At 56.5% G+C, this 13,777-nt stretch carries 14 protein-coding genes and 1 riboswitch; of the genes, 9 read left to right on the top strand and 5 right to left on the bottom strand.

The window, feature by feature from the left end; genetic code table 11:
- Nucleotides 1–30: 30 nt before the first annotated feature.
- Nucleotides 31–711, bottom strand: coding sequence for an HAD family hydrolase (locus NHF56_RS08870; RefSeq protein WP_252803493.1), 681 nt, complete (start codon nt 709–711; stop codon nt 31–33).
- A 153-nt stretch (nt 712–864) separates the two neighbouring features.
- Here NHF56_RS08870 and rpiA point away from each other — a divergent pair, with 153 nt between their 5' ends.
- From rpiA to NHF56_RS08850, 4 genes are all read left to right on the top strand, one after another.
- Complete coding sequence (gene rpiA, locus NHF56_RS08865; RefSeq protein WP_252803491.1) at nt 865–1,557, top strand: ribose-5-phosphate isomerase RpiA; 693 nt, start codon at nt 865–867, stop codon at nt 1,555–1,557.
- A 19-nt stretch (nt 1,558–1,576) separates the two neighbouring features.
- Nucleotides 1,577–2,161, top strand: coding sequence for a DUF2059 domain-containing protein (locus tag NHF56_RS08860; protein WP_252803489.1), 585 nt, complete (start codon nt 1,577–1,579; stop codon nt 2,159–2,161).
- Nucleotides 2,162–2,334: 173 nt separating this feature from the next.
- Complete coding sequence (gor, locus tag NHF56_RS08855) at nt 2,335–3,723, top strand: glutathione-disulfide reductase (RefSeq protein ID WP_252803487.1); 1,389 nt, start codon at nt 2,335–2,337, stop codon at nt 3,721–3,723.
- A gap of 108 nt (nt 3,724–3,831) precedes the next feature.
- On the top strand, nt 3,832–4,224 hold the full coding sequence (locus tag NHF56_RS08850) for a hypothetical protein (RefSeq protein WP_252803485.1): 393 nt from the start codon (nt 3,832–3,834) through the stop codon (nt 4,222–4,224).
- On the opposite strand, the gene NHF56_RS08845 is transcribed toward NHF56_RS08850, so the two are convergent.
- Nucleotides 4,209–5,078 carry a hypothetical protein gene (locus NHF56_RS08845; RefSeq protein ID WP_252803483.1) on the bottom strand — a complete coding sequence of 290 codons (870 nt, stop codon included), beginning with the start codon at nt 5,076–5,078 and terminating at the stop codon, nt 4,209–4,211. The genes NHF56_RS08850 and NHF56_RS08845 overlap by 16 nt on opposite strands.
- Before the next feature lie 227 nt (nt 5,079–5,305).
- Between NHF56_RS08845 and NHF56_RS08840 the strand changes: the two genes are divergently transcribed.
- Together NHF56_RS08840 and NHF56_RS08835 are read left to right on the top strand one after the other, a co-directional pair.
- Nucleotides 5,306–6,685: a class II 3-deoxy-7-phosphoheptulonate synthase gene (locus NHF56_RS08840; protein WP_252803481.1), complete on the top strand. Its 1,380-nt coding sequence runs from the start codon at nt 5,306–5,308 to the stop codon at nt 6,683–6,685.
- Nucleotides 6,686–6,776: 91 nt separating this feature from the next.
- Nucleotides 6,777–7,175: a GFA family protein gene (locus NHF56_RS08835; RefSeq protein WP_252803479.1), complete on the top strand. Its 399-nt coding sequence runs from the start codon at nt 6,777–6,779 to the stop codon at nt 7,173–7,175.
- Between the two features lie 25 nt (nt 7,176–7,200).
- Here NHF56_RS08835 and NHF56_RS08830 read toward each other — a convergent pair whose 3' ends face one another.
- Entirely contained in the window at nt 7,201–7,992 is a 792-nt protein-coding gene (locus NHF56_RS08830) for a hypothetical protein (protein WP_252803478.1), read from the bottom strand.
- A gap of 252 nt (nt 7,993–8,244) precedes the next feature.
- Between NHF56_RS08830 and NHF56_RS08825 the strand changes: the two genes are divergently transcribed.
- The 3 genes from NHF56_RS08825 to bluB all read left to right on the top strand — a co-directional run bounded on the left by NHF56_RS08825 (nt 8,245) and on the right by bluB (nt 11,475).
- Entirely contained in the window at nt 8,245–9,927 is a 1,683-nt protein-coding gene (locus tag NHF56_RS08825) for an NAD+ synthase (RefSeq protein WP_252803476.1), read from the top strand.
- On the top strand, nt 9,924–10,508 hold the full coding sequence (locus NHF56_RS08820; RefSeq protein ID WP_252803474.1) for a cytochrome b: 585 nt from the start codon (nt 9,924–9,926) through the stop codon (nt 10,506–10,508). The genes NHF56_RS08825 and NHF56_RS08820 overlap by 4 nt, the downstream gene beginning before the upstream one ends.
- 29 nt (nt 10,509–10,537) lie before the next feature.
- A riboswitch (cobalamin riboswitch) is annotated at nt 10,538–10,732 on the top strand.
- A 50-nt stretch (nt 10,733–10,782) separates the two neighbouring features.
- Complete coding sequence (gene bluB / locus NHF56_RS08815; RefSeq protein WP_252803472.1) at nt 10,783–11,475, top strand: 5,6-dimethylbenzimidazole synthase; 693 nt, start codon at nt 10,783–10,785, stop codon at nt 11,473–11,475.
- Here the strand turns inward: bluB and NHF56_RS08810 are convergent.
- Entirely contained in the window at nt 11,472–12,428 is a 957-nt protein-coding gene (locus NHF56_RS08810; protein ID WP_252803470.1) for an AEC family transporter, read from the bottom strand. The genes bluB and NHF56_RS08810 overlap by 4 nt on opposite strands.
- Nucleotides 12,429–12,504: 76 nt before the next feature.
- Entirely contained in the window at nt 12,505–13,632 is a 1,128-nt protein-coding gene (locus NHF56_RS08805; RefSeq protein WP_252804935.1) for a DUF2865 domain-containing protein, read from the bottom strand.
- Nucleotides 13,633–13,777 lie beyond the last annotated feature (145 nt).

Below are 13,777 nucleotides of genomic sequence, written 5' to 3'. Positions count from 1 at the left end.
TATCCCGATAGGTGACATCACCGTGAACGTTCAGCCTTTTGGCGTCAGCAACTGGCGAACGAGATCGACAGTCAGCTCATCGAAATGCTGGATGACATGCGTGGGCGAAAATGTCTCAATGGGCAGATCGGTATAGCCGAACGGCACCCCGATGGACGGGATGTGCGCATTGGCCGCTGCCTTGATATCGTTGATGCTGTCGCCGATCATCACGGCATGAGGAAACGTGCCTCCCGCAGCCGCAATCGTCCCGAGCAGGTGACCAGGATCCGGTTTCTTGACGCTGAATGTGTCTCCACCCGTGATCGCATCAAACCAGCTCGTCATGTTCATGAGATCCAGCAGCGGACGCGCCAGCGTTTCCAGCTTGTTGGTGCAGACCGCCAGTTTGAAACCTTCGTCTTTCAGCCGCCCAAGAGCCTCAATGACACCCGGAAAGGGTGTGCATTCGCCAGGCATCTCCTCGAGATAATGGGCAATGAAAATATCCAGAAGCTCCGGCATCCTTTCCGGATCGAGTTCGGCGTTGCGCAGCGCATAGGCCCGCTCAATCGTGGCTCTTGCACCTTGGCCCACCAGAAAGGTGACGTCTTTATAGTCCACCGGCTCAAGGCCTTCGCGCGCAATCACATGATTGAGGCTCGCCATGATACCGGGTGCGGTATCCAGAAGCGTCCCGTCCAAATCGAATACGATGACCGGCTGCAACATCATTTGCCCCCAAAAATATCTGCTCTTCGCAATAGGCGGTTGCCCCTTTGGGTGCAAGGCAACAGCGGGGGAGAAAAGCGCATTTTTGCTTTCGTTTGGCTCAAAGCCCGTGTAAAAGCGCGGGCAACGCAACGGAAGAAGGGTACTTGGCGTATGGACGCCCGCCAAATGAAGATCAAAGCCGCTGAGGTGGCGCTCTCCTATGTCGAGGACGGCATGCGCCTTGGAATTGGTACAGGTTCAACCGCGGAAGAGTTTGTGCGCTTGCTGGCCGAAAAAACCGCCGAAGGCATGAATATCGAGGGTGTTCCCACATCCGAACGCACCGCGCGACTTTGCCTGGAGCTGGGCGTACCCTTGAAATCGCTCGATGAACTGCCCGAACTGGACTTGACCATTGATGGTGCCGACGAAGTCGATCACCAGCTTCGTCTTGTCAAAGGTGGAGGCGGAGCCCTGTTGCGGGAGAAGATAGTGGCTGCGGCGTCCCGGCGGATGATCGTGATTGCCGACGAATCGAAGGTGGTCGATTGCCTGGGCGCTTTCCCGCTTCCCATCGAGGTCAATCCGTTCGGATTGACGTCAACGCGCATGGCCATTGAGAAGCTGGCCGCCTCCATGGGCTTGAGCGGTGAAATCGAGTTGAGAAACAATGGCCGCGAGCCGTTTATGACCGATGGCGGCCACTTTATTCTCGATGCATCTTTTAGCCGCATTCCTGATGCAGAGGCATTGGCAAACAGCCTGAATGCCATTCCAGGTGTCGTGGAGCACGGCTTGTTCATCAATCTGGCGTCTTTGGCTGTTATTGCCGGTCCGGCGGGCGCAAAGACGCTGACGAAATAAACGGGAGCATTGTAACCTAATGATTAAACTTGCGGATATTGGCCGCTTTGTCATCCTTTCAACGGTTGTCGCCGGTGTCGGGTTTGCTTCGATTGCACGTGCCGAAGATATAACCCCCGAGCAGGAAAAAGCAGCGCGCGCTGCACTTGATGCTCTCAACGCGACTGAACCCTTCGACAACATCCTGCCGCAGATCGCTGAACGCTTGAAGGCAAACTTCATCCAGACCTCGCCCAACCAGCAGGACGTCATCGTCAGTACGGTGGACGAAAATGCGCTGGCTCTGGCTGGTCGCCGTGGCGATCTCGAAAAGGAAGCTGCTGCCATCTATGCGCGCACCTTCACAGTCGAAGAGTTGAATGCCATCACCGCCTTCTTCAGCTCCGATGTCGGGCAGAAGTTTTTGAAAGACGTTCCGCTCGCCAATCGTGAAATGTACAAGGCCGCCGATATCTGGGGTGCCGGCATCGAACGCGATCTCGTCAATGAGAGCGAGAAGGAACTGCGCAAATATCTTCAGCCGCAGGAAGGCGACGCTGCTGCAACTGACGGCGCTGCGGCGGCCGATGGTGCTGCAACCGACGGCCAAAATACCGGCAACTGAACCGTTGCCCGCATTCTTCCGAAGCCCGGTTTCAGCCGGGCTTCTTTTTTGCTGTGAATTCTAGTCACGTTTCGCTGATCTTGGCCCGGTGCACTTGCATCCTTTCATGCCTTATCCCAAATGCAGCAGAACAACTTCGCCCATCTTAGTCAGTTCAATTAGGAGAGCCGCTCATGTCTTCATACGATTACGATCTTTTTGTTATCGGTGGCGGATCGGGTGGCGTCCGCAGCGCGCGCCTGGCGGCTGCGATGGGCAAGAAGGTCGCGATTGCAGAAGAGTACAGATATGGCGGAACCTGTGTCATCCGCGGCTGTGTTCCCAAAAAGCTCTTTGTCTATGCCTCTCAATATCCTGAACATTTTGAGGATGCCGAAGGATTCGGCTGGAGCGTTGGCGAAAGCCATTTCGACTGGAAGAAACTGGTCGCGGCGAAAGATCGGGAAATTACCAGGCTTGAAGGTCTCTATCGTAAAGGATTGGACAATGCCGGAGCCGATATTTTCGAAAGCCGCGCAGAGCTGGTGGACGCCCACACGGTTCGCCTGACGGCGCTTGACAAGAATGTCACGGCTGAACGCATCCTCATCGCAGTGGGCGGCACGCCCAACCCGCACGAGGCGCTGCCCGGCCACGAACTTTGCATCTCTTCAAACGAGGCATTCCATCTGGAGGAACTGCCCAAATCCATCATCGTTGCAGGCGGTGGTTATATTGCCGTCGAGTTTGCCAATATTTTCCATGGCCTGGGTGTTGAAACCACACTGGTTTACCGCGGCAACGAAATTTTGCGCAACTTCGATAATGACATGCGTGCGGGCCTGCAAAAGGCGATGGAGGCCAAGGGCATCCGTATCGTCCTGCGGGATGTTTTCGAAACGATCAATGAAACGGATGACGGGCTTCTGGTCGCGCATACGAGGGCAGGCGAGAAGCTGGTTGCCGGCCAGATCATGCTGGCGCTTGGCCGCGACCCGAACACGAAGGGTCTTGGTCTGGAAAATGCTGGTGTCGAAGTTGATCACAAGGGAGCCATCGTCGTTGATGAATATTCCCGCTCCAACATTCCATCGATTTTTGCGATCGGCGATGTCACAGACCGCGTTCAGCTGACACCGGTCGCCATCCATGAAGCCATGTGCTTCATCGAGACCGAATTCAAGGGCAATCCGACGTCGCCGGATCATGACCTGATTCCGACTGCGGTCTTCTCGCAGCCGGAGATTGGCACTGTAGGCCTTTCGGAAGAGATGGCAGCGGAGAAATACGACGAACTTGAAGTCTACCGCGCCGAGTTCCGCCCCATGAAGGCAACGCTTTCCGGTCGCGATGAGAAGACGATCATGAAACTCATCGTCAACGCCGCCGACAGAAAGGTTGTCGGCGCCCATATTCTGGGTCATGAGGCCGGCGAAATGGCTCAATTGCTGGGAATTACCCTCAAGGCGGGCTGCACGAAGGACGACTTCGATCGCACCATGGCGGTCCACCCGACTGCATCGGAAGAGCTTGTAACCATGTATTCGCCGAGCTACCGGGTGAAGAATGGCGAGCGCGTCTGAGATTTTAAGATTTGCGACACGCGGTAATTAGCCGCGTTTCGCCAAGCTTGGCGCAAGGTTGAAACCGCAAGTTGTGTTCGTTCCTTTATTCTTTTGGGGAGAAGCACGATGAAGGTTGGATTCGAACTGAACGCATTCAATTTCCATTTAAGTCCTGCTGCCGAACGTCGTCATCAGCAGGCCGAAGACTTTTCAAGCCTAATCGAGCAACATGCGCGAAAAGTGATGGTACCTGGCTCTTTGCAGGACGACGACGAACCAGATGATAACACAGTTGAGACCGACGCTACGATGGACAGCAATGACCGATCTGGAATGGAGTCGGCGGAAAAGCTCATGATTGAAATGCGCGCGGCAGGCGATGGCGGCATGCAGGGTGAGGGCGGTCAGTCCGCTGCCCAAGGCCAGGCAGATGGAAGCGCTGCCGCCGAAGCCATGAAAAACCAGACCCATATGGCTGAAGAACTTGAATACAAAAACAAGCTTCAGGCCGCGACGTAATCTCCCTGCTTCAGCCAGGCAATCGCGACCGGCCAGAGCGTGTCTTTGAACCTGGAGCGGAAGAAGCCGAGATGGCCGACCGGGTGGCCGGCCTCGCGTGGATCGATCCTCCAGCGTTTGATGTTGGCATTGGGGTAATATTTCAAAAGGGCATTCTCCGAGGCCGGTGTCCCCCAATTGTCGTCTTCGGCACTGATGGCAAAAATCGGGGTTTTCACCGCCGCGCTCATGGCAGGCGCATTGAGTGTTTTATCGTCGAAGAAATATTCCGGTTTGAGGCACCAGCGGCCCCATTCCAGGAACACGCCGCCGGGCAGTCGGCTGCCGAGACCGAAAGATTCGGGGAGGTGTCCAATGAGACTTGCAACGGGCATCCCCACGACGCGGATCCGAAGCCATTCTTTCCAGCCGCCGTTGAAGTTGCGCCAATAACCCGTCATCGGCGCCAGCATCACAAAACGCGAATATTGGTCGGCGCGACCGCTCAGGCCCAGCGTCTGCGATCCGTAAGACTGCCCAATGCCGACGATCTCATGTTCCGGCGCAATCGCTTTGAGATAATCAAATGCGGAAGGGATATCGAGTAGAGCCCAATCCCGCATCCTGATTGCGCGGTCCGATAGGGAGGTGTTGCGATAGCCGCCGGTGCCTCTATAGTCGAAGGTCAAGACCGCCTTGAACCCGTGCTCGGCGACGAGCGTTTCGGCAAAATTGCGGTAGTAGCCGCGCGGTACAGCGGTCGCACCGCAGATTAACACCAGTGGTCCGCTTCCCGCACCGCGAAAAAGGGTGCCTTCCAGGCCGAAGCCGTCCGATGCGGAGATTGAAATCTCCTCGGTTGATGTCCCGTTCATAAATCCAGTCCTCCCAGAGCAAGAGGACTATAACGTTTACGTGCACGTAAGAATCAAGCGGTTTCTTCCGAGTTTTTTACGTACTAAATCGATTATATCGGGCTCGGTTTAGGCCCTTGGATATCGCTTGCCATGCTCCGATGGCTTTGCAAGCCGAATTGAAATGTCTATAAGGCGCTCACCTTGCGCGGCCTGAGCTGCGCCCAATGAGAACTAGGTGAAGTAAAATGGCTGAGAAATGGACACCGTCGAGCTGGAGGCAGAAGCCGATCCTTCAGGTTCCGGACTATCCCGATCAGGCAGCGCTCAAGGTTGCCGAACAGCGTCTTGCAAGCTTTCCGCCGCTGGTTTTTGCCGGTGAGGCGCGTCGGCTGAAATCGGCACTGGCAGATGTTGCCAATGGCGATGCATTTCTGCTCCAGGGCGGCGATTGTGCCGAGAGCTTTGCAGAACACGGCGCTGACAATATCCGCGACTTTTTCCGCGCATTCCTGCAGATGGCCGTCGTCTTGACCTTCGGCGCGCAGCTGCCGGTCGTCAAGGTTGGCCGCATTGCGGGCCAGTTCGCCAAGCCGCGCTCGTCGAACACAGAAAAGCAGGGCGATGTCGAACTGCCAAGCTATCGTGGCGACATCATCAACGATATCGCCTTCACGCCGGAATCGCGCATTCCCGATCCCGAGCGCCAGATCATGGCCTATCGCCAGTCGGCTGCCACGCTCAACCTTCTGCGTGCCTTTGCAATGGGTGGATATGCCAACCTCGAAAACGTGCATCAGTGGATGCTCGGCTTCGTGAAGGAATCCCCGCAGGGCGAACGTTACCGCAAGCTCGCTGATCGCATTTCCGAAACCATGGAGTTCATGCGGGCCATCGGCATCACCTCCGAAACCAATCCGCGTCTGCGCGAAACCGACTTCTACACCAGCCATGAAGCGCTGCTTCTCGGTTACGAGGAAGCGATGACCCGCGTCGATTCCACCTCCGGCGAATGGTACGCAACATCCGGTCACATGATCTGGATCGGCGACCGGACACGCCAGCCCGACGGTGCGCATGTTGAGTATTTCCGCGGCATCAAGAACCCGATTGGTCTGAAATGCGGCCCCTCGCTGCAGCCTGATGAACTGATCAAACTGATCGACATCCTGAACCCGGAAAACGAAGCCGGTCGTCTGACCCTCATTTGCCGCTTTGGCTATGACAAGGTCGCCGACCATCTGCCGGGTCTTATCCGCGCGGTGGAGAAGGAAGGCCGCAAGGTTGTCTGGTCCTGCGATCCCATGCACGGCAACACCATTTCGCTGAACGGCTACAAGACCCGACCGTTCGAACGCGTCCTCAGTGAAGTGGAAAGTTTCTTCCAGATCCACCGCTCCGAAGGCACCCATCCGGGCGGCGTTCATTTTGAAATGACCGGCAAGGATGTGACCGAATGCACCGGCGGTGCGCGGGCGCTGACGGGCGACGATCTGGCCGACCGCTACCACACCTATTGCGATCCCCGCCTCAATGCTGATCAGGCGCTGGAATTGGCCTTCCTTCTGGCCGAGCGGATGAAGGAAGCGCATGACGAAAAACGGGCTATGTCGTCCGTCAGAGCATAAGAAACGCTGAACCTTATCGTCAGCAAATTGAACTTGAAGCGTGAAGGGCCGGCAGCGATGCTGGCCCTTATTGGTTTCAGAAGGTGCACAGATGACAGAAACGGGACGAGGGGCCTGCCTTTGCGGCGCAGTGCGGTTCAGCACATTTGGAAAGCTGCGCGCAGTCTCGGCCTGCCATTGCTCGCAATGCCGCAAACAGTCAGGTCACTTTTGGGCCGCGACCGACGTATTGGAAAACGAGCTTGAACTGCACGATGCAGACAATCTCTCCTGGTATGTTTCCACACCCGGCTACCGTCGCGGCTTCTGCAAGACCTGCGGCTCGCTCTTGCTTTGGAAATGCGAGGCATCGGACAAGATTTCAGTCAGTGCCGGCAGTTTTGAGAGCCCAACCGCGCTGAAACTTGAAACGCACATCTACTGCGCGGACAAGGGAGACTATTACGAAATTTCGGACGGCGTGCCGCAGTTTGAGCAAGGCTGCAAATAGCGGCTCTTGGTTGCCGTCTGCCTGCTCAGCCAGAAGCGCCCATTCCGGCTTCGCAGCAAACCCGTCCGTTTTGGCCTGCCCAATGAAATGCTTCATCGACCATTTCGAACTTGATGGCTTGACGCTGGAAGTGGTCGCGCACAAACCGTTCCGAAATCCAGAAGTCGCCGCGCCGCCTCGGTTTATCCCAACCCAAAAGGCCCATGTCCTCGCACTTTCTGAACATGCGCTTGATGTTGGACGCAGAGATGTTGAACATGTCCGCGAGGGCAGGGGTGCTCAATGGCCCGATTCTAACGTGATCCTCGTGAGCGACGAGGCTCTCCAGACGGGTGATTATGAAGTGAATCAGCAGTCCGCCGACGTCGGAATCCAGGAAAAAAGCCATGGAAGGCGGTGGCCGCATCCACTCTTCATCATCGAGAATTCGTTTGATCATTCGGGGCTGGGCCAAGAAGATAAGCTCGGGATTTTTCTCCGAGAGAACGACTCTCTTGCCGCCATCCAGGTCGTCCAGACAGGCAAGATGGCTATTGTACCAGCGGCGCATACCCGCCTCTGCGAGTTGCGTTGGCTTGAGCAGTTTTAGCCTTTTGTCGGGTCGGTCGTCCACGATTTCCAGAAACTTGTACGCAACCAGTTCAGCCAGATAAGCACTGGCCGTATTGCGGCTCACCGTCCCATATTGCACCATCACGTCCAGCAAACGGCCCGGCCTCAGGCCAGAGACATGATCGTCAGCATTTCGCTCTTTGCTCAATGCATAGAGCGCATGCGTCATCAGCCACTTTTTGTAAGAGGCCAGCAAACGGGCCATACGCGGATTTTCCGCATGAACCTGAAGTAATTCACCGGCGATACGTTTTTCGGTGTCGAGAAACTGTGGTGCCTGTGCAATCTGAAACCGGCTCAAAATCGGCGTTTCACTTCTGTGGGAAGCGCGCACGTCTGCCGTGATATTTCGATCTACAGATTCCATGTTCAAGTTATAATACGTAAGTAAAGAATGGCAAAAGCAAAGCCCATTCTTCGCGCTTCAATTCCTCATCTTTCATGTTAAAAGGCTGGCATGACAAAGACATCCCCCACCGCCGATATTTTGCGTATTGCCTCAGCCCAGCTCAACCCGACCGTGGGCGACGTAAAGGGCAATCTTGAGCGTGCCCGTGAAGCCCGCGCAGACGCTGCCCGCCAAGGCGCAGACCTGATTGTCTTCACCGAGCTCTTCATTTCCGGCTATCCGCCTGAAGACTTGGTTCTGAAGCCTGCTTTCCTGGCCGCCTGCGATGCGGCGATCAACGAATTGGCCTCAGAAACAGACGATGGCGGTCCCGGTGTGATCATCGGATATCCGCGTGAGAGCAAAAAGGGCCGGCACAATTCCGTCGCCGTGCTCGACGCCGGCAAGGTCACCGCAATCTTCGATAAGGTCGACCTGCCCAACTATGGCGAATTCGATGAGAAGCGCGTTTTCGTCGCCGGTGAAATCTCGGGTCCGGTCAATTTCCGCGGCGTGAGGATTGGCATTCCCGTCTGCGAAGACATTTGGGGCGATCTCGGCATTTGCGAAACGCTCGCCGAAAGCGGTGCTGAAATTCTCATCGTGCCAAACGGTTCGCCCTATTACCGCGGCAAGGTGGATGTCCGCCATCAGGTCGTTTTGAGGCAGGTCATCGAAACCGGCTTGCCGATGCTCTATATCAATCAGCTCGGCGGCCAGGATGAACTCGTCTTCGACGGCGCGTCTTTCGCCTTCAACGCGGACAAGACGCTGGCATTCCAGATGAGCCAGTTCGAGGAAGCCATTTCGATCTCCACGTGGAGACGCGGCGATAACGGCTGGACCTGTGGCGATGGGCTCATGTCGAAAATTCCCGAAAAGGAAGAGGCCGATTATCGCGCCTGCGTGCTGGGTTTCCGTGACTATGTGAACAAGAATGGCTTCCGCAATGTTGTGCTGGGCCTTTCCGGCGGTATCGATTCGGCCATTTGCGCAGCCATTGCCGTTGATGCACTTGGCGAAGAGCGTGTCCGCACCGTCATGATGCCCTACCGCTATACCTCTAAAGAATCGCTTGCTGACGCCGAAGCCTGCGCCAAGGCGCTCGGCTGCCGTTACGATATCGTGGCGATCGAGGAGCCGGTGGTGGGCTTCAACGCAGCGCTCGCCGAGCTTTTCGAGGGAACCGAAGAGGGCATCACCGAGGAAAACCTGCAGAGCCGCGCCCGCGGCATGATCCTCATGGCCATTTCCAACAAGTTTGGCTCAATGGTGGTCACCACCGGCAACAAATCGGAAATGTCGGTCGGCTATTGCACGCTCTACGGCGATATGAACGGTGGCTTCAACCCCATCAAAGACCTTTACAAGATGCAGGTTTACGCGCTGTCCGCCTGGCGTAACACACAGGTGCCGCCCGGCGCACTCGGCCCCTCAGGCGAGGTCATCCCGCAGAACATCATCGACAAGGCTCCCTCCGCGGAACTGAGGCCTGACCAGACCGACCAGGATTCGCTGCCGCCATATCCGGTGCTGGATGATATACTCGAATGCCTCGTCGAGAAGGAAATGGGAACCGCAGAAATCATTGCCCGCGGCCACGATGAGGCAACGGTTCACCGCGTGGAACATCTTCTCTACATTGCCGAATACAAGCGCCGACAGTCGGCTCCGGGTGTCAAAATCACAAGGAAGAATTTCGGCCGCGACCGCCGTTATCCGATCACCAACCGGTTTCGTGACCGCGGATGATCCGCGACACCAAGGAAAGCTACGGCCTCGTCACGATCCTGTTTCACTGGATCATGGCGGGGCCGTTTTTCTATCAATTCTGGCTGGGTCTTACCATGATGGGCGAATTGGACGTGGCCGCACGCGATGCCATGCGCGCCCAGCATATATCCTTTGGCCTCCTCATCCTGTTTTTATGGGTGGGCAGGGTGGCATGGCGACTGGCGTCCAAAAAACCGGAATTACCCGCTGGCATGGAAAGGAATCTGCGGCCCATAGCACGCCTTTCCCATTGGGCGCTCTATGGTCTCCTGATGGTGACGCCGCTGGCAGGCTGGGCCATTCTCTCCACCAAAGCCTTTCCGCAATATGCGCATTTCTTCAGCCTCTTTTCGATGCCGCGCCTGCCGCTTACCCCATCGCCCAATGCATCCGGCGTCTGGTCGGGCATGCACGCATTTCTGGCCTATATGCTGCTGTTTCTGGCTTTGGTGCACATGCTGGCGGCCTTCCGCCATCAGTTCCGCGACAGGGATGGGTTGCTGTCCCGCATGCTTTGGCCCGGCGTACGCCTTGCCGAGAAGAGTTCGGATCAGCCCTGAACCTGGCTTGTCAATTCTCCTTTTGGGTGCCAGTTTCGGTTTCGTCAGGTGCCCGCGTAAGTGGGAGAATCGGGAAGCCGGTACCAGTCCGGCGCGTGCCCAACGCTGTGAAGGGGGACGCGAAAACGAGCAGGGGTAAACCCACACCACTGGCTGAAGCCGGGAAGGTGTCGTTTCGCGGACGATCCCAAGCCAGAAGACCGGCCTGTCAAAGATAGATCGCGCCTGCGTGGACGGCAGGGCGGTTGGCATGTGTTCCAAGGGGAATAAGACCATGCTCGACAGAAAAGCCGGACCGATGGTCCGCACGCAAGCCTTTGCGCCAGATGACCTTTCAGCTGTTTACCGCGCCATCGAAACCCGCCGTGATGTGCGCGGCCAGTTTCTCGAGAAACCACTGCCGGAAGATCTCATCTGGCGGCTTTTGTCTGCAGCGCACCATGCGCCCTCTGTGGGTTTCATGCAGCCGTGGAACTTCACGCTGGTGGAAGCGGGGCCGGTGCGCGAAAAGGTATGGGAGGCCTTTTCCCGCGCCAACGAAGAGGCCGCCCAAATGTTCGAGGGCGAAAAACAGACCCAATATCGCGCCTTGAAGCTGGAAGGCATTCGAACTGCACCTTTGAATATCTGCGTGACGTGTGATCCTACACGTGGCGGCACGGTGGTGCTCGGCCGCACCCACAATATGCGTATGGATGCCTATTCCACCGTCTGTGCCGTGCAGAACCTCTGGCTGGCCGCGCGCGCCGAAGGCGTGGGTGTGGGATGGGTCAGCATCTTCCACGAGGCGGACATCAAGGCCATTCTCGGCATTCCAGATCACGTCGAGGTCATTGCCTGGCTCTGTGTGGGCTATGTCGATGAACTGTACCGGGAACCGGAACTCGCGGTCAAAGGCTGGCGGCAACGCCTGCCGCTGCAGGATCTGGTTTTTCGCGATGCATGGGGCCAGTTGGACGGTGGCTAGCCCGGAACAATATCCAGATACCAGATCAAGAGGCTCAGCGTGAAGAAGGAAACGACGGTCGTCAAAAACATGGTGATGGCCGCCGTCTTTTCCTCGCCATAACGACCGGCCAGAATAACGTAGATGCCCATCTGCGGCAGTGCTGCCATGATCAGTGCTGCGTCAAACAGTTCCCGCGAGGCCGTCACAATGCCCAAAGCGGCAAGCATTGCAAAGCCTGCCAGAAGACCGAGCGGATGAACGATGAGCTTGCCGAAGGCGATCACGAGAACGCGCAGATTAAGGCTGCCTTCCGGCAGCAGTGCGAGATTGCCGCCAATGATGATCAGTGAGGGAGCCGCTGCTGAAAGCGCCATCAATTCAATGGGCCTGCTGATGATCGGCGGCAAGTCGATATTGGCAAGCGAAATGCCAAGACCGATCACCATGCCCACCATCAGCGGATTGGTGGCAAGCCGCTTGAATATCTGGCCAATGAGCTGACGTTTGTTCAGTCCGCCACCACGCCCGCTTTCGGCAAGCGCCATCACCGCAGGCAACATCACGATGTTTTCAACAATCATGTTCAACGCCAAAGCCACAGGCGCGACGGTTGGCATGATCAGGTGCAGGATCGGAAAGCCGATAAAGCCGCTATTGGAACCGGACGATCCCATCGCTGCAAAGGCGCTGACTGTGGCGTCCTTTCGCCAAACGAGGCGGCTGATGACGTAACCATAGGCAAAGGCAATCGCTGTCCCGATAATATAGGCACCTGTATAGGCCGTATCGAAGATGTCGCCGAAATGCCGTGTCGCAATCGTGTTCAGCAGAAGCGCGGGCAGGGCAAGGCCCATAATATAGCGCATCAGCGCTGCAAGCTCGGCTTCACCCAGGAATCGGCTTCGCACGGCAATGTAACCGCAGGCAATCAGGATAAAGACGACGCCTGTGACGCTGAATACACTTAACATATCGGCCTGAATGGGAGTTCAAAGAGGAGAGTTTGGCGGAAGATAGGCGAAGAGCCTTGTCTCTTACAAGCAAAACCTATGTGCCATCTGAGATGGGGCCGTCTGAAATGGCGCCAGTGGCAGGGTTGGCGAGATCAAGCGAGGATTCCTCGGGCAGAAATTCAGGCCCCACCTTGCGAATGTTGACCGCATCCGGGTCATAGGGGCGCAACTTCATCAGCGTTGCCCCGCTCTCGGCAGGAAGCGAATCGCGAAGCCCGCTTTTTTCCCGGAGGTCCGCGATGGAGGACTGATCGGTCTTCTCCGTCTTGGCGACAGCCTGACCGCCTTCGCGCCGCAGCATCTCGCGATAATAGGCGGAAAAATTGCAGCTGCAGGCTTTCGAACTGTTGGGCTGACCGTTGCGGTATTTATAGGCAAACGGCATCTCCTCATAAGGGGTGCCGTTGACCGTGGACATCATCTGGCCGCTCTCCTGGCTGTAAAGCGCGTGGTAGAAAAGCTGCGTCGAAACCCCGGGGCACATCATCGAACAGACCTGCGCATCACGGGCAAAATCGGCAGGTGTTGCGTTTGAAGAAATCGGAAAGAAGCCACCGTCACAGGTGCGCACACACACAGTGCGCAGATTGCCGTGTTCGCCCACGCCGCCAAGCGAGGTTATCTGGTAGCTTTGTGGTTCTGCATCGTTGAGCTGACGCAGCGTTTCCGGCGTCGAAATGGAATTATAGGCAAGTTCGATTTGTTTCTGCGGTTGATCACCGGCAGTCTCTTCGGCGTCCTTCAGCCCATTGCATCCATTCGCCTCAAGTGAGGCCAGAATACGTTTGCGTGCTGACTTGGAAAGCGAAGGCGAAACAAGGCTTTTTCTCTGGCGCTCAAGCGTCTCGAGATTCCTCTCCATGCGGTCAAGCGTGGTGGAAAGCAGCTTGCAATTCTGTGCATTGGCTCCGCCGAACACGATAACCGATCCTGAGGAACATCCGAGACTGCGCAAATCACTTTGCACCTTGCGCATTTCCCGCTGTTGTCGGGTAATCGCCTGCGAATATTTCCGCGCAGACTGAGTATTTCCGATCGTCACCGTCGCTGAAGAGAGCTTGGCGTTCAGACGCTGGCAAATGGTTGCCGCCTCGCTGCCGACAGGCCAGAGAGCCGCCAGAAGCAGGGCTGAAATAGCCACCTTCTTTGCCACGTTACGCATATACAAGTTCCGTCTCCGACCTTTGAGAACCTATAGCGGTTAAAAACGAACATATCGTTATCGTGCCACAAATGAGGCGTTCAGGCGAGCACTCCGCCCAATGAGCAAGATGCTCAACGCCATCGGAAGGCGTCTGAGAAACAAA

It is taken from the genome of Rhizobium sp. L1K21 (genome assembly GCF_024055895.1).
In the GTDB taxonomy this organism is placed as follows: domain Bacteria; phylum Pseudomonadota; class Alphaproteobacteria; order Rhizobiales; family Rhizobiaceae; genus Ensifer_A.
Note: the sequence above shows the minus strand (reverse complement) of the source record. Positions and strands in the feature narration are given on the sequence as shown.